Source organism: Bifidobacterium sp. ESL0764 (genome assembly GCF_029395515.1).
Lineage (GTDB): Bacteria > Actinomycetota > Actinomycetes > Actinomycetales > Bifidobacteriaceae > Bifidobacterium.
Genome location: NZ_CP113919.1, coordinates 320,194 through 344,972, shown reverse-complemented (window position 1 = coordinate 344,972; position 24,779 = coordinate 320,194). Strand labels below are relative to the sequence as shown.

Below are 24,779 nucleotides of genomic sequence, written 5' to 3'. Positions count from 1 at the left end.
GATTATCGCAACCAGCCCGACCACGAAAGAGCTTGCGCCATTCGAACAACCTGTACACCTGACATTACGCGGCCGGAAAGCCAGACCATTCAGAACGCCCGGAGCACCCAGGACTCGCCGTAAATTCAGCGGCTCTTGGTGAAGCGATCGCGCAGCACATGCGTGACGGCAAGCACCATCAGCGAGATGCCGAGCAACGCCGCCAGCAGCACCAGCATCCGCGGCGACCTGCCGGTGAAGGGAAGGACGGAACCCCGCCTGAACCAGATGGCATATAGGGTGACGTCAGTCTCCGTGGCGGTGCCGCTCTGGTCGAAGTAGGCGTCGGCATCGGTCCACAGGTCGTTGGCCACATCATGCTTCGGCCGTTTGTCGTCCTTGCCTGCTCCCTTAGCGCCCGAATCCCTGTTCCATCCGAGGAGGTCGAACTTGTCGGGTTGCGTCAGTTGCATATCGCCCTGGCCAGGCAGCGTGATCAGCCCGTTCTTCTCGTCGTAGTCGATCAGCGCCCTGAGCTCGCCAGGCGGGGTGCCGGAACCGTTGTGAGCCGCATTCGCGTCGAAAGTCGCCTTGAGCCAAGGCAACGTACCATCCAGATTGGCTGGATCGGAGGCGATACCGCCGACGTTCAGACGCACGATCAGATGATGTTCAGAACCGATATGGAATTTGGCGATGAAGGTCTCCCGCGGGTAGGAGATCTTCCAGTCCTGCACGCCCTTGCCATGCAGCTGGACGTACATGTTGTCGGTGCCGGACGTCTCCTCGCTGTGTTCGGGATAGCCATATTTGGAAATCAGCTTGATTGGCTTGTCCTTGTACTCGAAGTGCTGATCACGACGATAGATCCAGATGTCATAAAGACCGGGACCGTTCTTGAAATCGCTGTCGGAAGTGGTCCACTCCTGGTCTTCAACCCTGGAACCAGGATCGAAATGGCCGCCGATCCTGAATCCGTTGCGCTTGTCGGTTATGCCCATGCTGTGCAATTTGCCGTCGTTGCTGTTTTCGGTGAGCATCTCGATGTTCGAACACAGCGGATTGTCCGGATTGCTGGTCTCGCCGTAGTTGGGGAAATTCGGGAACGGCGAGCCGGCCGGGCAGACCAATGCCTGCACCCAAGTGCCCTGCACACCGGTCGTGAGGCTGTCGGCCGTGCCGGTGATGGCGATCCTGCCGCGGTCGTCAGGGTCGACCTTCATCTTGTCGACCCTGACGCCCGAATCGTTCTCGCAGGCGTTCGAACCGCCCTCGCTGGTCATGCACACGGAAATGACGCCATCGGAATCGTTGCCGGTGTCCACCTTGCCGGTCACGTCCACCGTGTCGGTGGAGCGATGGTAGTGGATTTCCATATCGTAGGGCTTGGGTGGGTCGCCCCATATCGCATAGAGGGTGAGGACGGTGCCATGGCCGGAAGGCGAGGCGGCGCCGTCGGTGGATCGGATCGCCTGTTTGCCTGTCGCGTAGATATTGCCGGACGACGATCCGGCCTTCGGGTCGGCGCTCCAGCCGAGCAGGATCTTCCTGGCGACCGCGGGCATGGCGGCCGCGCCGGGCAAGGTGAGCGTGGAACTGCCACTGCCGCCGTCGACGAACCCGTAAAGGGGCGAGAGAGACGCGGCGGGCCCTCCGTTGGCGCTGTTGCTGTCGAGATTGACCTGCACCCATGGCAGCACGTCCGACTTCCTGGTCACCTTCGAGGTGGCGACGGTGGTGTGGTAGCCGCCGCCGAGCGTGAGGAACGAGGAGAGATAATAAGAGGCGTCGCGGGGGTACCAGCCGATGAAATCGGTCGCCGAGAAGGTGACGCTCCATGGCTGGCTTCCCGCGCCCTGAACCCTCACTTCCTGGGCCTTGGAAACGATGGGGCCGGAGCGCGTCGAGACGGCACCGGACGAGAATGGCGTCGCGGCGACTGAAGACGAGGCGCGGGAAGCGGACTTCGTACTCGCCTTGGAACCCGAATCCGACAAGGACTGCGGGGCGGTGTATTGGTAGCCGTGGGCCACGCGCTGCGGCGTGCTGATGACTTCCCAGTTGCGGCTGCGCGTGAACATCCAGACATCGTAGGAGCCGGAGCCGTTCTTGAAATCGCTGTCGATGGTCGTATATGTGTGGTCATTGGTGTTGTAACGCCCGCCGATGGAGAAGCCGTCCACGTTGGTGCCGAAGCCGCCGCTGCCGCCGTTGGTCAGTATCTCGATATTCGAGCATTTGGCGTTGTCGGGATTGCCGGCATTGAATTTCGGGAACGGGGTGTCGACCGGGCAGACCAGCGCGCCCGCCCAGGTCAGATCGGTGGTGCTGAGCCGGTTGGCGGTGGCCGTGACGGCGAGCTTGCCGGAATCGCTCGGGTCGGGGAAGACCGCACTCACCCGGATGCCGCTGGGCTTGCAGGAGGTGGAGTCCGCCGCGACGTCGGCGCAGACGGTCACGGTGCCGTAATGGTCGTCGAGGTCGTCGGCGTTGCCGGAGACGGTCACGGTGTCGCTGGCGTGGTGGTAGGCGGCCTTGACGTCGGTGGGTGCGGGCGTGGTGCGCCAGACGGCGTACAGCGTGAGCGCGTTGCCCGTCAGCGTCGAAGGATCGTACTGGTGGCTGCCCGGGTCATAGGCGGTATCCGCCGTGGTGGCGGAGGCGCTCGCGGACCATCCGCGGAACGACTGGTCCGAGCTGGCGGGCGTCATGCCCGTGGACTCGGGAATCTGCACAAGGCACATGCCGGCGCCATCGATGCGACCGGTGACGCTGGCCGGCACTCCCATAGCGCCCTTGCCGTCAAACGAAACCGTCAGACACGTATCTCCCGTACCTTGCGTCGAGACCTTGCCGCTCCCCTTAGCCGACGTTGACGCAGCCCCTTCTGGAGAAGACGCGGCCGTGCCATTCCTTGGATTACCAGCCAGATTTGACGGCGCAGACACCTTCGTATTCGTCGTGCCCACGGATTCGCCGGATACAGCCGCCTTGTCTGAACGCAGAGAAGGCGATGAGCCGGAATTCGCAGCGGAAACACTGGAAGAACCCGCACTGTGCCCTTTATCTTGCGCAACACTCGAAGAAACCGGAGCCGAGGCCGACTTTGTCGGAGATGCCGCACCTGCCGGGACCACGCTGAAAAGGCCTGCGGCGACGCATACCGACGCCATAACAACACGCCAGACTTTACTACGCACCGCTTACCTCCAGTAATACATCTTCATCGTATTATATGCCCCTCTATCGGTGCCACAACTTTCAACCACTTCCCCCGTGGAAGTACTTACCACACCTTCGCAGCATATGCCTATCTAACACGATAATATTGCCATACTTTTAGGACAAACGTTATACAACATTCTGTCGGGTAAAAACTAAACAGGGCGCACTGTCTTAAAAAATCTACAGGCAAACACCTCGTCCGCCAGGTTTTCAAAAACCCACTTCGACCCCATAAAAACGTTCTTGCGACTGGCAACAGCAGGTTTGCTCGAAACTCCAACAGCGCAACAACTTGAGCAACAAGAATGGCACACGACGCACATTAAAGAGAAATTGAGCCGTCACATGAACTTCATAAATCGTTTCATTCAGCCATCAGCAATAGCTTTGGTTATCACGAATTATATGTCGTGGACCTCTTGCGAACCCTTGCGGCTATACTGAGCAATGTTCGCGCGGTTGGTGGCAGCAGCTGCGCCAAGACGATAATCCAGTACACGCAAGGGTATGAAAACGGCATCGCGATATGCTCCGTTCCACACCCGGCATCGGTCTGATTCGTCGCGCGGACTCCTCACCTTTCCGCATGCGTCGCCTCGGGCCGCAATACACAGGCAAGGTGATTCACGGTGAGCAACAACAGAGGTTTTTCGCGGTTTTTCGGCAATATCCTGAAGCGGGCAGAGCTTCGGCGCCATACTTCTATAAGTGTCGGCCATAACACGGCCACACCCGATCGCAACTTCCGGCAACGAACGAATCAAAACCGACGCGAAGGCAAGCAGGCGAGTACGGCAGTCAGAACAATCTTGGCAATCATCGCGACGTTCGCGCTCGGACTTTCGTCGGCAGCCTGCGGCAACGCGTCCGGCAACAGCGGCAGCACGGCCGGCTCCAACGGCAAGCCGACCCTGACCTTCATGCTCGACTGGACACCGAACACCAACCATGTCGGCCTGTATGTGGCCCAGCAGCTCGGTTATTTCAAGGACGCCGGCATCAATGTGAAAATCCTGCCGACCGCCCAGGCCGGCGCCGAGACCAGCGTGCAGAACGGGGTGGCCAATATCGGCTTTTCCAAACTGACCGACCTCGCCAACGCCGACGCGCATGGTGCCGACTTGAAGCTCGTCTTCGACCTGACGCAAAAGCCGATCGCCCGCTGGTGCAGCCTGAAGAACCGCAACGATATCAAAACACCCAAGGACTTCGCAGGCAAGACTTTTGTCACCTTCGGTTCGGCCGAGCAGAGCGCTTCGGTGCGTCAGATGATCCGCTACGCCGGCGGTTCCGGCGACTTCAAAACCGCAACGGCAGGCACCAACACCTTCCGCACACTCACCAGCGGCAAAGGCGATTTCGCCGGTTTCTACGCCAACTGGGAGGAAGTGGAGTCACAGCTCAACGGGCCGGCCCTGAACTGCTTCGCCGCCGACAAGTGGGGCGTGCCCGGCAACCCCGACCAGCTCGGCTTCGCGGTGAAGAACTCCTGGCTGAAGAATCCCCAGAACACCGCCAATCTCAAGAAGTTCCTCAAGGCCGCACGACGCGGATACGACTACGCACTGGCCCACCCGGACAAAGCCGCCGACATCCTCGTCAGCCAAACCAAGACCTCGCACCTCGACCCGAAACTCGCCCGCGCCTCCATGGAAAAAGTGGTGCGCGAAGGCTATTGGAGCGGCAACGGCATGGGCGACGAGACGACCTCCGGCAAGCCTAATCAGAAGCTCACCGGCACCGTCAACACCGCAGACGGCCAAAAGTATCTGGACTTCCAATACCACGCCGGCACCTACACCGGCTTGCACGAGAAGAAACTTCCCTATGCGCCTCAGGCCACCGAGCTTTCGACCAACAAGTATGTGCAATGAGATAGCCTCTGCAGAACTTCGGGAGCACTGGGATCGCAACCAGCAAGTGCGTGGAATGAAGGAGCCGATACTCAAAAAGCTCACGCCATCGAGCAAGTTCCTTCCTGCACAACCCAGAAACTGCTCATAATGCATGCTCACAGCTCATTGCAAGCGACAATACAAAATTTGCGCGCCCGAATAACGATGTTGGTGCCACCGAGCACCCTCTATTCCATAGATTGTGCCCCAAATTCTCTGAATTCAACGGCGTTGGTGCCACCAAGTACCCCGATTATCGAAGAAATCAGAGCAATTTGCTCAAAAATGGGGGTCTTGGTGCACCAAGCACCCCAAATATCGAAGAATTAACCCCCAATTGACGAAAAACAGCCATCTTGGTGGCACCAAGATACTATGAAGACAAATGAAGGAGAGATGATCATGGACTCTGTGGCACATCACCAACACCATGCCGCACAACAGTGGTGGCGCAAAGTCCTGCCGCCGACCATCACCATTGGTGCGGTACTCGTGCTCTGGCAGGCCGCGGCGAGCGCACACCTCGTCAATGAGACGACGCTGGCCTCCCCCGCCGCCATCGTCTCGTCGATGATTGCCACATGGCCCGATCTGATGGCGGCGACGGCCGTGACCACCGTTGAGGCTCTGGCCGGCTTCGCGATCGCCGTCATCGCCGGCATCGCCATCGGTATCGGCCTTTATGCCTCAAAAACCGCCAACCGTGCCATCTATCCGCTGCTCGTGGCGGCACAGACCATCCCGATCATCACCATCGCGCCGCTGTTCATGATCTGGTTCGGTTTCAGCCCGGTCGGCAAAATTACGCTGGTAGCCATTTTCGGCCTGTTCTCCATCGCCGTCGACACCTCACGCGGGCTGGCCGCCGTACCCTGCTTCTACCAGGACGTGGCGCTGACCTGCGGGGCGACAAAACTCTGGACAATGTTCCACGTGAAACTTCGCGTCGCCGCGCGCCAGGTCTTCTCCGGCATCCGCATCAGCGCCGCCTACGTTTTCGGCACGGCCGTCACCGCCGAATATCTGGGCGCGACCAACGGCCTCGGCGTATGGTTGCAGGGCGCGTTCAACTCGTTCCAGACGGCGATGATCTTCTCCGCCGCCATCGTCGTGGTCGCATTGACCGGCATCCTGCTCGGCTTGGTCTCGCTGGCCGAACGCCTGCTACTCGGCCCGGCCGACGAGGATGACGCGATCTCACTGGATGACAGCGAAACCTGATAAAAACCCTGTAAAACCGGACAAATCCCGGTTGTTTAACAAAAATGACTGTAAAGTATCCACCTCGATACTCTGGGCTAGACTGAGAATATGTATGAGGCCATATATTCACGATGTTCCTGAATGCTGTGGGTATCCGCCAGCTGTGAATGCATATTGAAAGTGATCTTCAACGAAAGGAAATCGATGAACGACACAAGCTCTGAACAAAACGGAGGCAATGCTTCAGCGGATCAGAATCCGTATAATGGCTATAGCGAAAACAGTCCTTCGAACACTTCCTTTAACCCCGCTGCGACTTCATCGGCACCGCAATATCAATATCAGACGGACCAGCCATCAAGCGATAACTTCGTCCAACCGACGATGCAGCAACCCGCAATGCCACAGCCCGGCGAATCTCAGAATTTCGCCGGCAACCTTCCTCCCCTGCCCGGTTCCGGAACCTCCCAAACCGGTTCGGCACCGCAATACCAATACAGCGCCCCGCAAGCGGAGCAGGGTAACGTTCCGCCCCAATATGCAGGCAACCAGCCAACAGACCAAGGCGGCGCTCCGGCATTCCCAGCCGGCGCCCCGGACCAGCCCCAGCCATACGGAGGGCCGAATCCCAACGATTTCGCCGCTTCAATGGCCGTTCCGCTGAACATGCCCTATTACGGGTGCTCGTTCGTCGATGCCGTCAAGCGTTTCTTCCTCAAATACGTCAAGTTCTCCGGCCGCGCCAGCCGCAGCGAGTTCTGGTGGGCGCAGCTGTTCCTGTTCATCGTCGCCATCGTGCTGAACATCATCGATCAGGCGCTGTTCCACAAGAACGACACCTTCCTCGACACCATCTGGAACCTGGCGGTATTCCTGCCGACCCTCGCCGTAGACATCCGACGCCTGCACGATACCAACAAATCCGGCTGGTGGATCCTGTTTCCTTACGGCCTGGTCATCGGCGGAGCCATTGTCTTCTTCTTCACGGCCATCGCCGCAGGATTGTCGGTCGGCTCGGTCATGGATTCAAGCGAGGCCCTGCTCCGAACAGTCGGTGCCGGTGCCGTGGGCGGGGTGATCGTAGGAGCGATCATTTTCCTGCTCTGCATGCTGGCCGGATTCATCGTCGGCATCGTCTTCATGGTGCAGGGCCCCAACCCGCAGGGTGCACGCTTCGACGAAAACCCGCCTTTGCAAGCCAGCGTCCAAGGCCAGTACATGCCGCCGATGGATCAAGGTGCCCCTATGAGTCAGGGGATGCCGATGAATGCTCAATACGATCAGGCGGCAACACCGGGAGCTTTCGCAGGCAATCCGTATGAACAAAACGCCAACCAGCAGGCCGGCACCCCTGCACAACCTCAATATGGTGCAGGCCAGCAGAGCCAAAGCCAAGCCCCGTACGACCAACCACACGCCTCGGGATTCGGAAACGAAAACCTGAACAACGACGGCAACGCCAATGGCAACGGCAACGGCAATGTCGGCAATGGTTACGATTCCAATCGATAAATCGCAGCCGTTGGTAAATCGTTGTTATGCGGAAGGCCCTTCGTCCTATGCGTGCGGAGGGCCTTCCGCATTAACGGACAGATGGATTGACATCGCTTCCTGAAAACGATTTTGAGCCCCCAAACGATATTGTCTGCAATGCATCAATACAAATGCGTCAACATCAAATCCACAACTATTGTGGCAATAAAAATCACTATACGAAAAAACATAATTCTCACGTAGAAATTTGCCGTGTGCCCTATTACAATAGGTAGCACGAGCCTGTATACGTCCGGCACTTGTTGGAGCCAAATCGGCGCACTACGACGTGTGCGACGGACCAGAAGGAAAGAGCAATGATGACAGATTCAACCAGAGACTTCAAAGATGCAACTCTCAAGGAGCCGCCATTCGATGCGAACACGCGCCCCGGCGGCGGCCATGACGGCAAGACGGAGTTACCGGGCTCAGGCGGGGAACCGGCGCAAGGATACATGGGACCGACCGATATGAACCCTGCCGGCACGAATTGAAAAGCAGCCGAGTAAAGATCGAGCGTTGATGCTCATATGAAACGTGCGTTACCGCGATGTTGTCGATAACGCACGTTTCATATATCCAACCGTCCGGGCCAACCGGAGCCCGCAACCCCTTCGGGTTGGTTTATCGGTCAAGCCCAAGCCTACAGCTCCACCGGCGGCTTGTTCTTGTCCTCCGGAATATCCTTGAATTTCTCGGCCAGCTTGGCCTTCTTGATCTTCTCTTCCTTTTCCTTTTCGGCCTTCGCCACGGCCACCGGATCGTAGATGACGTCATTGTGGTGCTTTTCCCACTCGGCCTTCGCAAGCGGAGAGACGAACCCGGCCACCGCGTCGAGTGAACCATCGTCCGTTCCGGAACCTGCCGCCGCACGATATTTCGCCACCAAATCCTTGAACTGCTGGCTGGTCAGGTACATGCGCGGAATCGACATGCGCTCGCACAATTCGTTGATATAGAGCATGATCGGAGTCGCATTGCACGCGGCGGCATCCGCGTCGTCTGAAGTATCATCAGCGCTTTCGACCAGACCGAACAACCCGTTGATTGCAGCCAATACCACCGCAAGACGCTGGGCGACGGACTCGACGTCGGGACCGTGCGGAGTGGAATCGTCTTCCTGCTCGCTGCCCTGCCCGTCTTCGCCCGACACGGCACTGGCACCCGCGGCCTGCTCGATCTCTTCGAGCGCGGCGGCCACGGCCTTCACCGTCTTTTCGTCCCAACCGACATTGAGATCGCCAGCGCCGGCCATCACGAGCGTTGTGTCGCCAGTGCGGGAATAGTCCTCCATCTGCTCGTACGCGTCGTTGACGTCAATCAGCGCGTCGACCATCGACTGCGGACGTCCGGGAATGCTGACCGCGCCTTCATAGACGAATTCGGCGTCGGCCATGGGGATTTCCTCGCCGGTAATGACCTCGGCGACGGCCCGGCAGACCAGAACCTGCAGATCCTCGGCATATTTCGCGTCGTTGCTGAGCTTCTGAGCCGTGTCCAGCGGCCAAAGCGCAATGAGATCGACGCCAGCCTGCGCCGCATCCCGCACACCGGGCATCAAAGCCAAACGAGCCAATTCGCCATCTTTGATGATGCCACCCTCAATATCAACCGCCATATTCGCTCCTTTGCCTCTACTGCCAATTGCCGGTTCTTGTTCTCACTCTATCGTAATCCATCCGCGCCTATGACAACGCCGACGCGCCTCACTTCACATCCTTCGCCGGGTCAACATAGGAGATGTCAAGCATTTTGCCGGTCGCGCTGTCGTAGGTAATCGAGGTAATCGAGGCGAGCGCGGTGTGACGGAGCAACATATTGTGTTCGGGATGACCGGTTTCCAGCATATGTCGATAACTGAAAATCGGCGATTCGTGACTGACGATAATCACCTGCTCCCCTGGGTGGTTCCGCACCGCTTCCTGCGCAAAATCGCTGACTCTCGCCGCGATGTGCCGATAGCTCTCCCCCCAGCTCGGCCGCCAAAGGTTACGCAACAGCTTCAGGCTTCGCGGCCGCCACAGCGCGGCCTTGCCATAGCCGATACGAAGGCCGCGGAAATCGTTGCCAGCCTCGATGAGCCGCGGGTCGGTTTCGATACCAAGTTCCGCCTCCCCGCGCGAAACCCGTACCGGATTGAGCTCGGCCAGAATCGCCTGCGCCGTTTCGCGCGTACGATCCAGAGGCGAGGAATAGAGCGCCACCGCCTGGTTCATCTGCGCGTTTGCCGCAATGTAACGTCCGCTGGCCTGGGCCATACGCAATCCCAGCCCCGAAAGGTGGAAGCCGGGAAGACGTTCGTAAAGCAGGTGACCGGGATTCTCGACCTTGCCGTGACGGACGAAATGCAACGTGGTCTGCTTCTCGGTTGACGACGATGATGACGACATAGATGGCCTTTCATTGGCTCCGGTTACTTGCTTACTTTTAAAATACCAGCGTATCTGCACGCATCGCGCAACGAGGTTAATCCGCCCCATCCTCCCACCACATCCAACACATTTCTGGCACATCCCCGAATCAGAACGAGGCCGATACTGCATCTTTTCGCCGTCTTGGTGGCACCAAGCCCACCAAAATTTGAAGAATTCAAGTGAAATCATCCATTTTCCAGGTACTTGGTGCACCAAGATACCTCAATAATGAAGAATGGAGGCCCAATTGACCGATATCGGGCAACTTGGTGCACCAAGATACCTGAAAATCGGCAATATTCACAATTCACGGCACCCTCAGCGTCTGGTTTCGAACACCCAAACCGCGTTCTGCGTACGTTCGCAAAAGATTTACGTTTTATTCTTCGTCTACCGCGCAATTCACCGCGTGTCGTGGTGTATGACCGGTAAAGTAACGAGGCTGAGAGCATAGTAAAGGGTTATTCTCATCGCCCTGAATCACCAACCGACTCCCGCGAACAAGACACACGGAATACTCGCGGCACAATCGGGTTCTCTGCTGCCAGCAACCGCAAGACTCCCTATACACCCTGAAAGGAATTCCTAAAGCCATGCGCTTTATACCTGTCTCCGGTCTCAAAGACGCCTCACACCGCCTGTTCGGCGGCTATGCCGAACTCCTGCGTATGCCGCACACCGCGCGCTTCGCCATCGGCTCGGTCATCGCTTGCATGCCCTTCCCGATGGTCGGCATGACCATCACCATCTCCGTGCAGCATTATTACGGCAACTACACGCTCGCCGGGGCGCTGAGCGCGGTGCAGGCCATCGCGCTGGCGATCATGAGCCCGGTGCTCGGCAAGTTGGTCGACAAGTTCGGCCAGCGGCAGGTCTCGATTCCCACCATCATCGTCTGGGTTGTGGCGGCGACGGCACTGGTTTCATGTATTACAGCACGTGTGCCTTCCTGGATTCTCTTCGTTCTTGTACCCTTTATGTCGGCCATACCGCCGTGGGGCGCCATGTCCCGCAGCCGCTGGACGCATCTGCTGCGCGGCGACCGCGTGCGCACCGACCGGGCACTCTCGCTTTCCGGCGTCTTCGACGAGGCGATGTGGGTCATCGGCAATCCCCTGGCCTCGACCCTGGCCGTGATTTCCGGCGTGCTCGCGTTTTCGGTGACCGGCATGTGCGTCATCGTCGGCGCGCTGATGTTCCTGACCGAACTTTCCACCGAACCGCCGTCGCAGACCGTCTTGGCGCGCAAGGCCGGCATCTCGCGCAAGGAATACCGTCAGCGTGAGGCGCTGAAGGCCGCACAGATACGCGGGCGCGAGGAAGCCGCGGAAGAGAAGGCCGGCATCCTGAAATCCGGTCAGTCCATCTGGGGACCGGGCCTGATCGCGATGTGCGTCACCTGGTTCGGCCTCGGCGCCTTCCAGTCCGCGGCCTCGATTTCGATCATCTCGTTCGCCACCGAACAGAACATGAAGCAATACACCGGCTTCATTTTCGCCTGCTTCTCGTTCTCGTCGATGATCGGCGCGATTTTCTACGGCGCGAAGAACTGGACGATCCCGCTGTGGAAGCGTTTCTACTTCTGCCTGATCGTGGTCAACCTCGGCATCGCCTCGTTCATGTTCGCCCACAATATCTGGACCATCATGGTCATCTACCTGATCATCGGCGTGTGCCAGGCCCCGACGTGGATCAACGGCAACCAGCTGATGCTCCACCTCGTGCCGCCGACCCGCTTCACCGAAGGTATGGCGTGGACCAGCGCCATGAACTCCATCGGCGGATCCGCAGGTTCGGCCATCGCCGGCGTGTTCATCGATCGGATGGGTTCGCACGGCGGTTTCCTGGTCGTCACCGCGCTCGCGCTGACCTCGCTGGCGCTTTCCTTCCTCGGGTTCAGGCAGATCAAGCAAAGCACCGAAACCCCGATGCTCACGCAGGTTGAGGTATAAGGGTTCACCCGCCCACACACCACACACGCGACCGCAGCCTCACCTTGCAGCCACAGCCGCATGTCTGCCATGTGCTTACACCGCTAGATACGTCACTAAACACGTCTTTTCCAGCACTCCACGCACATTTATGCTGGAAAAGACCTAATTAGACACGCTAAATGCGTCTTTTCCAGCACCTGTACCCTTGTTAATGCTGGAAAAGACGCATTTTCTATCGTATGAACCTCACAACAGCAAATCCTCACTGCCAGCCCTTGGGAGTGTGGGCTATCGACCACTCGCCCAGTTTTTGCGCGAACGTTTTGCGTTTGGGAGCACAAGCCGCGACCGAACCTGCAGAAACCGTTACGGAGGCGTTGTCCGTGGAGGACGCGCCGGAGCCATTGCTATTACCGGATTCCGAATTCCCGGACTCGGCTTGACTGGTAACCTTGCCATTCTGGCTGGAACGGTCGTCGAGCAACCACTTGCGGATGATGAAGTTCCAGATGGCGACCACCACGGTGGCGACGATCTTGCCGATGTTGGAACGCAGGATATACATGCCATGCTGGGTCATGATGGCGTTGGCGGCCATGCCCAAGGTGCTCATCCAGATAATCCATTCATTGATGCCGAGGCCGATGACGGACGAGACCAGGAAAATCAGCGCCTCCATCCAGCGCGCCATGTCGTCGCGGTGCTTGAAGACGTACTTCATGCTTGCCCAGTAGTTGAAGACCAGCGAAATCAGGAACGAAATGGTGCTCGCCACCACATTGTTGACGTGCACGACAATCAGGATGTTCATGATGCCTTCGTCGATCACGAAGGCGATGACGCCGACCAGGCCGAATTTCACCAGTTGTTCAATAAGCTTTTTCACAAGCAACCATTTAACTACCTGCGCCCGCCAAGCGAGCGGCAGACGGCGCGATTACCACCGATTCATCGCATGAACCGCACGCCGGCACCAGGCCGATGGACCGCAATCTCGCAGCCGGGCAGGCGGTTGAGCAGCTCGTCGGCCACGCGCTCGGCATCGCGGCCATCGCTGAGCACCTTGACGTTCGGACCGGCATCCATAGTCGACCACACGCCCAAGCCGGCATCGCGACGAATCGCCGCTACGGAACTCAGCGCGGCCACGGTCTGCGGCAGCCAATAGAAAACCGAGGGCCGGCTTGCCATCATCGCCGCGTGCATACCAAGCGCGTTGGCCTCGGTGATCTCGCCCAGGCGCTGCACGTCACCGCTTGCGATCGCCGACAACGCTCCATCCAGATCCTTGCCGCACGAATCGATCCACGCGTCATAGAGCGGCGAGGTGGCGATGGTGCGTCGCATGGCCTCACGGCTGGAAATCGGCTTCTTGGCGCTGGATATCAGCACGACGATAATAGCCAAGTCCATATCGCCAGAATCAACGGGTTCGGAGTACGAACTCTCGTCGTCATGCCCGGCATTCCATTTCACCAGACCACCGAAAATCGAGCGACAGGCCGACCCCGAACCGCGACGGGCCAGACGGGAAAGCTCACGAGGCGTCAGATCAAGTCCGGCCGCCTTTGAAGCCGCTGCCGCGAGCGCCGCAAACGCCGACGCCGAGCTGGCCAGGCCGGCTCCGAACGGTACGGTGTTGGCGGAAGTCACACGTGCAGGCAGGCCGATACCGGCCTTCTGCCGCACAATGTCAAGGAATTTAGAAACGCGGGTCAGCGATGAGCCAAGCTGTACTTTGCCATCGATGGTCAGGCAATCAGTAATCGTTTGGCCACCCGGCTGATCATCGGGTTGCGTTCCTGGCCGTCCAAATTCGACCGTGGTCCACGTGGACAGGCCCTCAAGGGTCAGCGAAAGACTTGAGGCACGGGGAATAATCAGACGTTCGTCGGCCTTACCCCAATATTTGATCAGCGCGATATTGGCGTTGGCGACGGCAGTGGCCTTTTTCGACGCGGCTTGACTCACCGGCAGTTGCCTATGCGAAACGGAACGCTCCGACTCCTGTTCCTGCAGTTCCTGCGTTTTCGCCATATCCGTTACACCGATCTTCACAATCTCAAAGTCTATCCCGTCGATGCCAAACAAGGCATACAAATGCGGGACTATCTACCAAACCAGCAGAATTCGCGTCCGTATGCGACGAACGGGACACAGAGCCTTCCACTTACTCCTGCCTAATACGTCTGCCACATCGCGAACACCGCAAGCGCGTTGCACGAAATCCAAGCCCATCAGAACATCACCTGCACATTCCTGAAACGTGATTTTCTCTGCGTGTCCGCCGAAAATACAACGGAAATCACAGAAACCGACCCAAAAACGTGATTTCGTCTGCATGCCTATCGAAGAAATCACAAAAACCAGCCCCAAAACGTGATTTTCTCTGCATGACGGCAAAAAGTACATCGATAATCACGAAAAATCGTCGCAAAGTGTGATTTTCTCTGTATCGATGAAATTACGGCGTAATTACCAATGTCTTTGCTTACCGAGTCAAGATCGGAATATCGTTGTCGTCCGCCTCTTGGCAGAAACTTCTGCACCACCCGCAACTAGGCAAGCGATACGACAGCGGGCCGTGCAGTTGAGTCGGCATCTGCCCCATCATCTGCCTGCGCCTCCGACAACGAATGGATCCAGACTTCGCGAGCGCCTTCGCGCAGCAATGTCGCTTTGACGGCGTTGGCGGTTTGCTCGTCGGCGGCTAAAGCGATCAGGCAACCGCCCAAGCCGCCACCGGTCATTTTCGCACCGCTGGCCCCGGCCGCACGAGCCGCATCGACCAGATGATTGACCAAGGGATGGCTGACGTTGAGCTCATTGAGCAATCCGTGCGCACGGTTCATGCGCTCGCCCAACAGTGCCACCGTTCCCAGCTCGAGATCGGTTTCGCTCGCACGTGCGAGTTCGCCAAGCTCATCCATGACGGACTTGACATGTGCGTGATCCCGCTCATCCTCTTGATGGACGTTGCCCACGGCCTCGCGCGTGCTCCCGGCGATACCGGAATCCGCGATCACCAGGTAAGCCGGCATATCGACACGCATTTTCTCGATATCGCCGGATTCAAACGCGACCAGATCACGAGAGCACGTCGTCGCGGCGTCGAGCCCGGACGGATTGCCGTGCGTAATGATTTCAGCCTCATTGGTCAGCCGCAAGATCTGCTGCTCGCTCGTCTTGACATCACAGGCGTCAAGGATCGCACGAATCACGGCGCCCGCGCTGGCGGCCGACGAACCCATGCCACGCCCAGCGGGGAACGAACTGTCCGTGACCACGTTGAAGGCGAGGCCAGGGTAACCGGCGAATTGTGTGGCGACCTTCACCGCACGTTCCAAGCCGCCGAAACGGCTTCCTGCATCGGAAAGCGAGCCTTCGTAGTTCAAGGCTTTGAGAGTGCCACAAAGGGGATTCGGAGAACCGGAAGCGACAGACGCATTCGCAGCCGCAACGTCAGCCGCACCTATAGAATGGCGGAAATCACTGATGGCTGTGCGCGAAGATCGTGCGCCTGCAAGAGACGAATCCGAGGTTTTTGAAGTACCGTAATCCGAAGCAGCATAATCTGCCGTAGCGTGATTTGCCGTACCGTGATCAGAAACAGCAGTAAAAGTCTCAGCATTATTTTGTGCCGATACCACCGGCGTGACCCAGGCGCGCATCTTCAACGAAAGCAGAGGCGCGGCGACTGCGGGATATCCGTAGACAACGGAATGCTCACCCATGAGAATGACCTTCGCCCAGGTCTCGCCATACCCCATGTGCACCATCAGCACTCATCACCTTTCCTACGTTTCAAGCCAAACGGCCATCAATGCCTCAACAGAACTGCTGGCGGCCATGCGCACGCCAACCCACGGCGAATTCAACAAGCCAAGCCTTCGCGGCGACCTGTTGATGTGCATCAACCAGACATCACCGCTCGTTACCCTCACCGATATCGGCATTGATTGCCTAACAGTTCCTGAGTCTAGAAATCATTTTGTGAACTGGGCGCAAACGAACGTGAAGATAGTGAGAAGGCGATATTGGTTTGTGTGAACTTAGGCTTTGTTCTTTCACTTTTTCTTCACTGTCTCCCAGCCCTCGCTTTCGTATTCTCCGAATCTGCGATGAGACAGTGCAAACAGACGAACACGATTCAGCAAACAGTGATAATCGGATAACGGATTGTTAAACACGCCAGCTATATTGGAAATAATGACGACGAAACAGCACCAACGACCCCGCATCATCGGTCTCGATATCATCAAATCACTGGCGATTTTTCTTGTCGTCCTCATTCACTACTGCTATTACACCAATTTCATCGCCTTCACCCCCGCCAACGAATTCGGCATACTAATCGCTGCCATCGGCGTTCCGCTCTTCTTCATGGTCAACGGCTATCTGCTGCTGCACGCACGCTTCGATTTCGGCAAGCACAAGCACCGTATCGTACAGACACTCGTTGTGCTCCTGGTTTGGGAAATCGTCAGCCTTCCCATTATCTCCTGGCTTAACAACCGCACACCCATCAGTTGGAAGAACGTACCCGGCTATCTGTTGGGAACGCCCTGGACCGATTCACCGTTGGGTTACTTCTGGTTCATGAACGCACTGATCGCCATCTACTTGGTCTTCCCCATGCTCAAGCAGGCATACGATAGTCAGAAAGGGCGCCATTATCTCGGCTGGCTCACCGTTATTCTCATCATTCTGACACTCGTTGCCAACGATGGAAACAATCTCGTCGATGCAATAGGCTTTTACACGCACACTACAATTGCGGAACCGTTCGGCTATCTGGTCGACTTCAATATCTTCGGCAAATATTCCTTTGCGCTTATCTATTTCCTGCTCGGAGGCTTCGTCGAAGACATCTCGGCTTTCCTCACCAAAATCACCGGTAAACGACACTGGCTTGCAAATCTTGCGCTCGTTGTGGTTTTCATACTCGGTTGGCTCATGGCCTTGTGCTTATGGCTTTACCAGCGCGCCAACAAGATTTCGCTCGGTTTCGGTCTCACCAACGGCTACATGACCTTCTCGACTCTGTTCATGACCGTCTCCCTTTTCATTCTGCTGATGGAAATCAAAACCTTGCCGAAAGTGCTGACGAAGCTCATCACGATTGCCGGCGCGAACACGCTAAGTACTTACTACTTGCATATGATGCTGATTCTCATCATCCTCAAAATCATCAGGAAATCAGGCATCGCCACGCCGATGATTCTCAATCTCCTGATCGTCATCGTGATATTCGCCATTGGAACGCTCGCCGGCTATGCCCTACGCAGAATTCCGATTATCGGTATTCTTTTCGGCCGTCGCCTGCCTTCAAAACGTCAAAAAACAAAGAATCAGCGAATAAGCAAGCCAACTGACCGTCAGCGAAAACCAAGCGGATTCATATCGGACGCAGGACGGAAATAGTCACTACTCAGATATTTGTTAAGTACCTTATTATAATCTTATTACGAAAAGCATAATTAAACTGCCGCGTTTGCAGTTTCCATCGAACATTGCAGGATTACCAATTTTTATGAGCGAAGCGCATCACAAAAAAACGGTCAGAAGGAACTCGGCCATGCGTGAGATGGAAAAACCTGTCTTCACAGGTCCAGCGCACCATGGTATTCGCTCTAACCGATACCAAAAGCCACAGCTCAATTGGTTTGTTTATATCATCATCTCTATCTCGCTGATATTCTGCTCGACCCTGTTTGCACAATGGGGTGTATTGGCCAAACCTGAATATCCGACAGGAGCGCAAATAGATCCCGAGACCATGTTCAACGACAGTTTACGCGGGCAACTGCTTCATTTTGTCACCCAAATGTGGACCGATCACGATTTCAAATTCCTGCTCAATTTTATGGTACTGAGCTTGATCTTCATCGTCTTACTGCTCATAATCAACCGTTTCTGGATTTGTGTGGCGATCTTCAGTAGCGTGATCATCGTCTATGCCATAGCCAACCATTTCAAAGTCCAATTGCGCAACGAACCGATTATCCCGGCCGACCTCAACTTCATTTCAGGAGGCAACACAAAACAAATCGTCTCCTTCATTCCTCCCAACGGCATTTCAATAGCCATCGGCGGTGTCTGCGGACTCGTTGCCATAATCCTGTTTTGTATACTTCTCCAATGCACGGATGGACGCAAGGGACTTATCCGGTGCTCGTGGAGGAAACCGGCCCTTATGGCAAAATCCAATCTCAAGCGCATTGTCACAAGATTTATATCACTAATCGTTATCGCAGGCTTTTTGTTCTCGTTTGTGTATTCTCTGGGGAACAAAAACTCATGGGGCCAACAGCTGGCCGATGGCATCGCCGACGATCCGCAAATATGGAACAGTATAGGTGACGCACGCAGTAACGGCGCCCCTATGGCTTTTCTTCGGCTTGTGCACACCAATACAATGGACAAACCACATGGTTACAACAAGACGACCATGCTTGCGCTTTCGGAAAAATATCAGTCTGAGGCAAGCAGAATCAATCGTCAGCGTTCGACGAATCTGACCGATAACACCGTCATCATGATTCTCTCGGAGTCCTATTCCGATCCGACACGCGTTCCCGGAATTTCGTTCAATCAAGACCCCATGCCGAACATTCGCGACATCAAATCCCAAACGACCTCAGGGCTTATGCTTTCTCCCGGTTATGGCGGGGGCACTGCAAACATCGAATATCAGGCGCTTACCGGCCTGAGCCTGGCGAACTACGATTCCTCGCTATCGGTCCCCTATCAGCAGCTTGTCCCCAAGCAGAAATGGGCGCCTTCTTTCAATCAGATTTGGAATGCGAAACGGCCGGCAGACGGCTCCTTCGCGCTGCATACCTATTACCGAAACATGTATTCGCGCGCCGACGATTACCGAAAATTCAAATTCTCCAAGTTCTGGGCGATGGACGGCAAATACAAGCTTACCGATATCAACCCGATTGATTCCTCTTGGTATGCCTCCGACACCTCCACCTACAACGCCATTGTGGATAAACTCGGTCAGTACCATGACGATTCCAAGCAATTCGTACAAGTGGCGACCATGCAGAATCATTCACCGTACGACAACTGGTACAACGACAACGAGTTCAAGGATGCAGATACTTCTACCGGCATCACCGATGACGAGCGTAAAAACATCGAAACCTACGCTAAAGGCGTTAGCTACACCGATAGTGCCACAGCTGATTTCCTCAACAAACTCGACCAGATGGACAGACCCATCACCGTGATCTTCTACGGCGACCATCTCCCAGGTATTTACGAAACAGCGGAAAAAAATCCTTCCAACGCCCTTGCCCTGCATGAGACCGACTACTTCATCTGGTCCAACGCAGCCAGTGCCTCGAGCCACGAAAAAGCCTCTCAAAGCAACTACACCTCATCGAATTATTTCATGGCGCAGGCAAGCGAACACATGAACGCCAAAGTATCCCCGTACCTCGCATTCCTGACGGACATGCACGCTGCGGTACCTGCGATGTCGGTGCCAGCAGCTTCAGGAAACGCCAATGAAGACAACGTCTATCTGGACGACAATGGCAAGAAAATGGACATCCACAAGCTCCCGCAAAGTACCAGAACGCTCCTCGAAGACTACCGATTCATCCAGTACGACATCAGTGTCGGCAAGAACTATCTGCGCGACACCAATTTCATGGACGTTCCTCTGAAGTAACCGGTTCGGCACAAGCCAAGCTCACTGCCATAATCCGTCGCCGATACCAACGGTTTCAACATACCCACGGTCAGCGCTAGACTATGAAACCATGAACTCCACCGAGCAAAACAATGAACATATACGGCTTTTCGTGTCGGCACACAAACAGGCCGTTTTCCCAGACGGCGCTAGTATCATCCCTATTCAGGTCGGTGCAGCCAATACGGAAAATCTGTTTCCTGATACTTTGCACGATAATGAGGGTGAGAACATCTCGGACAAAAACCCGATGTACTGCGAGCTTACGGCGCAGTACTGGGCTTGGAAAAACGCCAAGGCCGATTACTACGGATTCTGCCACTATCGCCGTTATTTCGATTTTTCGGGCATCCATCACGAGCAGAACGACTATGGCGAGATTATCGACGATTTCATCGATAAACGCACAATCGAAAAATACGGATTGAATGACGACTCCATTGCCGCCAGCGTCAAAGGTTGGGACGTCATCACCTCCCCGATCAACGACGTGAGACTCATCGGAGGCTTCTCGAACCTCAAGGAGCATTGGGCCGCGGACAAGCACCTGCGCGTCGAGGACCTTGAGCATATGATGGAGATCCTCTGCCGCCGGCACCCCGATTACCGGCAGGACGCCTCACACGTCCTGAACGGCCATAAAGCCGCATTCTGCAACATGTTCATCATGCGCAAAGACATCTTCTTCGCCTACAACGAATGGTTGTTCCCGCTGCTCGACGAATTCACAAGCACCAGTGACTTCAGCCGTGCCGATACCCAAACGCTGAGAACAGTCGGTCATCTTTCCGAGCGACTGCTCAACATATTTCTGGCGCATCAGCAGCGTATCGGCAAGCATTGGAAAATCAAAACCCTGCAATGCGTGCATTTCACCCACCCAGAGCTCTATAAGACGGAACTTGAGCCTTTGGACAGGAACCCACGTCTCACCGTTCCTGTCGTCTTCGCCGCTGACAACAACTACGTACCGATGCTCACCACCACCATCTATTCGATGCTCAAGAACGCCGACCCCGAACGCTATTACGACATCATCGTTCTTCAAAGGGATATCAGCAAAGAGAACCGGCAAAGCATGGCCGATTTCTTCCGGGCCTTCCCCCATGCCCACCTGCGCTTCTTTAACGTCAGTCAAATCATTTCCGGTTACGAGCTGACCACCCACAACGAGCACATCAGCATCGAGACCTACTATCGCTTTATCATCCAGCAGATCCTTCCGTTCTATTCCAAAATCATCTATCTCGACAGCGATCTGGTGGTCAACGGCGACATCACCGAACTCTACGACACTGATCTCGGCGACGCAGCGATAGGCGCGGTCCACGACCTTGATTTTTTGGGCAATCTCAATATGAAGAACGGGGAGCGAGCGCAATATGTGCAACGCAAGCTGCATATGCACGACCCGTACGGTTATTTCCAAGCCGGCGTACTGGTCATGAACCTGGAACGCATGCGTGAAATTCACACGGTCAAAGAATGGCTGGGAATCGCCTCCGACCCGGACTTTATCTATAACGATCAGGATATTCTCAACGTCGCTTGCGAACGTCAGGTCAAGTATCTTGACTACTCATGGAACGTAATGCATAACTGCGCAGATCGCGTCAACGGCGTCTTCGCATTCGCTCCGGCTCAGGCATATCAAGACTACCTGCGTTCGCGGCGCGACCCAAAAATCGTCCATTACGCCGGTTTCGACAAGCCCTGGAAGAACCCATGGTGCGATTTTGGCCCGCTTTATTGGCAATACGCCGCACAGACACCGTTTGAGATTCAGATGGTGGCCATGTTAAGCGGGCTGAAACCGCCGAAACCGTTGGAACATCACGAGCGTGCCATCGCTGAAGACAGCCCCCTGCGCAAATACGCCGACGCCCTGGCTCCCATCGGTTCCAAGCGCCGTGAGGTACTCAAGGTCACTACGCGCAAGCTTCGGCATCGCGAGTAGCCGACGAATTCGGAGCGATTGTCGCAGCCAAGGCCAACGGAGCGAGGAACACCATGGTAATCAAATAACGCATAGCCTCGTTATTGGCCGAAATCGGTGAAATCCACAACGTCAGGAACGTCACCAGATAAACCAAAAGCCAGGCGACATGGCCGTTTTCCCTTCTCAAACATTCATAGAGCACAAAAACGACAAGCCATAATGCCCAGAACGCCCTTGCGAATATCAGCATGCCGAAAGGCGAACCGGCGAACCATCTGACGGCATTTTCCAGCTTTACTCTCAGACCTCCATGCCCCAGAGCGCTCAATCCGAATTTTTCAGAGCCTTTGAAAACATGACCGACATCCTGAGCCTGAACCGTCATCAGCAAATCGCCGGTATTATTCCCGTCTCGGGCATCAGGCACACCGATCCATCCTCGTTGCAGAGACAGATACGCCTCGAGGTAGGTTCCCGGGAACTGGAATGCTTCCTTGGCCCAGACTTTGAGATAGGCAGACAAATCATCGTTCTGTCTAGCACTCCATGAAAAACCCTTTACGGGATCCACAGTGCCCCAAGCATACCGATCCCCTGCGTTGTGACCGAGCATGGCATCCAATACTTTTCGATCATCTTTAGGTATTTCGTTGCCCCTCCGTTTCATGACCAGCGCCGATTGCTGAAATGCATTGGCCAACATCTCCTGCTTACCGCTCGGAGCGATATGAGCCGCGGGAAGCACAACGCCATTGAACAACGCCATGACCAGCAAGGTCACCAACGCCACGCAACCGGTACGCATCCGCCCTTTGCGGGGCAAGAAGAACAGCAGCAGAACGCAGGAAAGCAGAACGATATAGACACCGGTCTTCTTCGTGAAAGCCATCAACAGTGCGCTTGCGATAAAAATCGCCAGTATCAATGGACGTTTCAGCACTTGACCTTTGCTGCGCGCAGTTTCAATGAACACCAGCGAGAACCATATGCAGAACGGAAGAAACAGCGAATCTTTGGCAAGAGTGATTGTGTAGACCGGAACAATGGGGAACAACGCAAAGAACGCCAGGATGGCGACGCAGAAACGGCGGGTCAGGCCGATATGACGACAATAGAGCACAACTGCGGAAAGAGAGAATGCCATGACCAGGGCTTGAAGAAGGGACAACAGAAACAGCCCGAAATCTCCGCTGCCCAGCAGATTGCCGAGATCGACGAACAACCCGTAAATCGCGGTATCCAACACCGGATGATGGTCCGAAAGATGAGAACCGTCGTTAAACAGGTTCGGCAGCTTGAACCACTGCAGCAACTGCTGCTGCGTATCATACCAAAGCACTCCGGGATAGGTGATCACCAGATACGGCACCCAGCACAAGAACATCACCGCGGCTACGAGGCACAGCTGCGTTGCCGTCGATTCATAGGTGAACCAACGCTTTCCTTTCGAACCCACACTTGAAGCACTGATTTCACGGTCCCTGCCAAGCCAGGCAAGGACGCTCTCCCCGATTTTCGCCAGCACACAGAACGCCAAGGTATAGATCAACGCGTGAAAGAGGTAAATCAAGGAAAAAACGAGCTTGTCCTCGTCTTTGAGCGCATCCACCATCGCAGCCAGCACACCGCAGACAAGCGCAATCAGCATCAACGGCCAACGGTGCACAAGTCGTTTTACGATATCCATTTTCCGACTTTCTATAAACCGACAAAACAATAATCCAAATATATCCGCTTTTGTATTCCGCAGAACTCAAGCCAACAGAACCGCAGAAAACAAATCCCGCAAATCCGACGAATCACTTCCGGTCAAGACGCAAAGCGTGATATAGCGGTTTCTTACATACGGCAATCAGCTGTTTGCCGACCATGACCGCAATCACTGTAATGGCATAAACACACACCGCATAGAACAGAGGATGGCGACCGAGGAACGCAGCTGAATTGGGTTCCATACTCGCGCCTACCCAGTCAATGAGCAGAATATGGAAAAGATAGACTCCAAGCGATGCCGAGGAAAGCAACTTCAGCACCTTCATCACTCCGGCACCAAAATGCTGCAACCAAGGTTCCAACGACTGTGCAAGCAGGAAAAGCGAGAAGGCCTGCAATACACAGAACGGCGAGCTCATGCCCACATAATAGTTATCATAATGTGCCGAAAGTCCGGAAGGCTTATGATACCCGTTTGCCCACAACCCCAGAAACGCCATCGCACAGACCGAAAGAACCAATATAGCCAAGGCGACGGGCACTTGATGTTTGATGGGTTCCCAGTAACGGTGGAAGTAGTACCCGCCGACGAAATAGAGCAACGACACCGAAGCGAACAGCGGCCAACCGAACAAGGTGTCAAAATATTTTGCAGACATCCCCAACCGCTCCGCAAATGGAATGCATATTCCGACCGCCAGCAGCAACGCCAGAAGATATTGCGTGGCACGCTTGTGCTGCATCACATACGACAGAAGAGGAGTCAGAACATAGAGATAGATGATCGAATAGAAGAACCAATAGACGTCATTGATATCGTTGGTCAGGAACCTCTTGACAAAATCCACTATTCCCGCGGTGCCGGCATATTTATCGGCCCCATAAAAAGCGTACGGAAAAACCGCAAACAGAATGTAACAAAACACACTGCCCAGCAGCAGCGCCCGACCCACACGCCAGAGACGCTTGCGGAAAAAGGTCTTGGTCGAGTAACGCTCACGATAGCCCAGAAGGTTCATACCGCTGATCATGAAGAAAATCGGAACGGCGAAAATGGCAAAAGCCTGCAACACCACCATCTCCGTCCAAGTCCTGTTGGGCTGAGGCGTGAAAACCGGCAACGTGGTGTGCAGAATCACGACGGCAAAGCATGAAAGGATATTGAGCATATAGACAAACCGAAGTCTGCGAGGCCGCTCGAGCCGTTTCTCGTTCTTCTGGCGTTCGGCCACTGTT

Annotated in this window: 17 protein-coding genes; 9 read left to right on the top strand and 8 right to left on the bottom strand. The window is 55.6% G+C overall.

Translation table 11 applies throughout. From position 1 onward, the window contains the following. Positions 1 to 125: 125 nt before the first annotated feature. Positions 126 to 3,152 carry a hypothetical protein gene (locus OZX71_RS01165; RefSeq protein ID WP_277160188.1) on the bottom strand — a complete coding sequence of 1,009 codons (3,027 nt, stop codon included), beginning with the start codon at positions 3,150 to 3,152 and terminating at the stop codon, positions 126 to 128. Between the two features lie 861 nt (positions 3,153 to 4,013). Between OZX71_RS01165 and OZX71_RS01160 the strand changes: the two genes are divergently transcribed. From OZX71_RS01160 to OZX71_RS01145, 4 genes are all read left to right on the top strand, one after another. After that, complete coding sequence (locus OZX71_RS01160; RefSeq protein ID WP_277160187.1) at positions 4,014 to 5,078, top strand: ABC transporter substrate-binding protein; 1,065 nt, start codon at positions 4,014 to 4,016, stop codon at positions 5,076 to 5,078. A gap of 423 nt (positions 5,079 to 5,501) precedes the next feature. Then, entirely contained in the window at positions 5,502 to 6,320 is an 819-nt protein-coding gene (locus OZX71_RS01155) for an ABC transporter permease subunit (protein WP_277160186.1), read from the top strand. Between the two features lie 366 nt (positions 6,321 to 6,686). Continuing rightward, positions 6,687 to 7,814: a DUF805 domain-containing protein gene (locus OZX71_RS01150; RefSeq protein ID WP_277160185.1), complete on the top strand. Its 1,128-nt coding sequence runs from the start codon at positions 6,687 to 6,689 to the stop codon at positions 7,812 to 7,814. Positions 7,815 to 8,152: 338 nt separating this feature from the next. Next, positions 8,153 to 8,329, top strand: coding sequence for a hypothetical protein (locus OZX71_RS01145; protein WP_277145775.1), 177 nt, complete (start codon positions 8,153 to 8,155; stop codon positions 8,327 to 8,329). A gap of 149 nt (positions 8,330 to 8,478) precedes the next feature. Here the strand turns inward: OZX71_RS01145 and OZX71_RS01140 are convergent, their stop codons facing one another. Continuing rightward, positions 8,479 to 9,453: a hypothetical protein gene (locus OZX71_RS01140; RefSeq protein WP_277160184.1), complete on the bottom strand. Its 975-nt coding sequence runs from the start codon at positions 9,451 to 9,453 to the stop codon at positions 8,479 to 8,481. Positions 9,454 to 9,541: 88 nt separating this feature from the next. Next, positions 9,542 to 10,225 carry a histidine phosphatase family protein gene (locus OZX71_RS01135; protein ID WP_277145777.1) on the bottom strand — a complete coding sequence of 228 codons (684 nt, stop codon included), beginning with the start codon at positions 10,223 to 10,225 and terminating at the stop codon, positions 9,542 to 9,544. 617 nt (positions 10,226 to 10,842) lie between these two features. Between OZX71_RS01135 and OZX71_RS01130 the strand changes: the two genes are divergently transcribed. Then, complete coding sequence (locus OZX71_RS01130) at positions 10,843 to 12,201, top strand: MFS transporter (protein WP_277160183.1); 1,359 nt, start codon at positions 10,843 to 10,845, stop codon at positions 12,199 to 12,201. Between the two features lie 244 nt (positions 12,202 to 12,445). On the opposite strand, the gene OZX71_RS01125 is transcribed toward OZX71_RS01130, so the two are convergent. From OZX71_RS01125 to mvk, 3 genes are all read right to left on the bottom strand, one after another. Further along, positions 12,446 to 13,069, bottom strand: coding sequence for a GtrA family protein (locus tag OZX71_RS01125; RefSeq protein ID WP_277160182.1), 624 nt, complete (start codon positions 13,067 to 13,069; stop codon positions 12,446 to 12,448). Positions 13,070 to 13,131: 62 nt separating this feature from the next. After that, complete coding sequence (gene mvaD, locus OZX71_RS01120) at positions 13,132 to 14,241, bottom strand: diphosphomevalonate decarboxylase (RefSeq protein WP_277160181.1); 1,110 nt, start codon at positions 14,239 to 14,241, stop codon at positions 13,132 to 13,134. A gap of 500 nt (positions 14,242 to 14,741) precedes the next feature. After that, entirely contained in the window at positions 14,742 to 15,962 is a 1,221-nt protein-coding gene (gene mvk, locus OZX71_RS01115) for a mevalonate kinase (protein ID WP_277160180.1), read from the bottom strand. Here mvk and OZX71_RS01110 point away from each other — a divergent pair. The 4 genes from OZX71_RS01110 (at position 15,952) to OZX71_RS01095 (ending at position 21,848) form a co-directional block, all read left to right on the top strand. Next, complete coding sequence (locus OZX71_RS01110; protein ID WP_277160179.1) at positions 15,952 to 16,233, top strand: hypothetical protein; 282 nt, start codon at positions 15,952 to 15,954, stop codon at positions 16,231 to 16,233. The two genes, mvk and OZX71_RS01110, sit on opposite strands and share 11 nt — an antisense overlap. A gap of 159 nt (positions 16,234 to 16,392) precedes the next feature. After that, positions 16,393 to 17,607: an acyltransferase gene (locus OZX71_RS01105; RefSeq protein ID WP_277160178.1), complete on the top strand. Its 1,215-nt coding sequence runs from the start codon at positions 16,393 to 16,395 to the stop codon at positions 17,605 to 17,607. A gap of 109 nt (positions 17,608 to 17,716) precedes the next feature. Next, the gene (locus OZX71_RS01100) at positions 17,717 to 19,870 is read left to right on the top strand and encodes an LTA synthase family protein (protein WP_277160177.1); all 2,154 of its coding nucleotides are present in this window, start codon (positions 17,717 to 17,719) and stop codon (positions 19,868 to 19,870) included. Between the two features lie 91 nt (positions 19,871 to 19,961). Further along, entirely contained in the window at positions 19,962 to 21,848 is a 1,887-nt protein-coding gene (locus tag OZX71_RS01095; protein ID WP_277160176.1) for a DUF4422 domain-containing protein, read from the top strand. Here OZX71_RS01095 and OZX71_RS01090 read toward each other — a convergent pair. After that, positions 21,820 to 23,517, bottom strand: coding sequence for a DUF6020 family protein (locus OZX71_RS01090; protein ID WP_277145786.1), 1,698 nt, complete (start codon positions 23,515 to 23,517; stop codon positions 21,820 to 21,822). The genes OZX71_RS01095 and OZX71_RS01090 overlap by 29 nt on opposite strands. A 112-nt stretch (positions 23,518 to 23,629) precedes the next feature. After that, on the bottom strand, positions 23,630 to 24,712 hold the full coding sequence (locus OZX71_RS01085; protein ID WP_277145787.1) for an acyltransferase: 1,083 nt from the start codon (positions 24,710 to 24,712) through the stop codon (positions 23,630 to 23,632). Positions 24,713 to 24,779 lie beyond the last annotated feature (67 nt).

Excerpts from the sequence above, each read along its gene's own strand:
- OZX71_RS01165 (WP_277160188.1), bottom strand. The coding sequence starts at position 3,152 with ATGGCGTCGGTATGCGTCGCCGCAGGCCTTTTCAGCGTGGTCCCGGCA.
- OZX71_RS01155 (WP_277160186.1), top strand. The coding sequence starts at position 5,502 with ATGGACTCTGTGGCACATCACCAACACCATGCCGCACAACAGTGGTGG.
- OZX71_RS01150 (WP_277160185.1), top strand. The coding sequence starts at position 6,687 with ATGCAGCAACCCGCAATGCCACAGCCCGGCGAATCTCAGAATTTCGCC.
- OZX71_RS01145 (WP_277145775.1), top strand. The coding sequence starts at position 8,153 with ATGATGACAGATTCAACCAGAGACTTCAAAGATGCAACTCTCAAGGAG.
- OZX71_RS01140 (WP_277160184.1), bottom strand. The coding sequence starts at position 9,453 with ATGGCGGTTGATATTGAGGGTGGCATCATCAAAGATGGCGAATTGGCT.
- OZX71_RS01135 (WP_277145777.1), bottom strand. The coding sequence starts at position 10,225 with ATGTCGTCATCATCGTCGTCAACCGAGAAGCAGACCACGTTGCATTTC.
- OZX71_RS01130 (WP_277160183.1), top strand. The coding sequence starts at position 10,843 with ATGCGCTTTATACCTGTCTCCGGTCTCAAAGACGCCTCACACCGCCTG.
- OZX71_RS01110 (WP_277160179.1), top strand. The coding sequence starts at position 15,952 with ATGTGCACCATCAGCACTCATCACCTTTCCTACGTTTCAAGCCAAACG.
- mvk (WP_277160180.1), bottom strand. The coding sequence starts at position 15,962 with ATGGTGCACATGGGGTATGGCGAGACCTGGGCGAAGGTCATTCTCATG.
- OZX71_RS01105 (WP_277160178.1), top strand. The coding sequence starts at position 16,393 with ATGACGACGAAACAGCACCAACGACCCCGCATCATCGGTCTCGATATC.
- OZX71_RS01100 (WP_277160177.1), top strand. The coding sequence starts at position 17,717 with ATGAGCGAAGCGCATCACAAAAAAACGGTCAGAAGGAACTCGGCCATG.
- OZX71_RS01095 (WP_277160176.1), top strand. The coding sequence starts at position 19,962 with ATGAACTCCACCGAGCAAAACAATGAACATATACGGCTTTTCGTGTCG.
- OZX71_RS01090 (WP_277145786.1), bottom strand. The coding sequence starts at position 23,517 with ATGGATATCGTAAAACGACTTGTGCACCGTTGGCCGTTGATGCTGATT.
- OZX71_RS01085 (WP_277145787.1), bottom strand. The coding sequence starts at position 24,712 with ATGCTCAATATCCTTTCATGCTTTGCCGTCGTGATTCTGCACACCACG.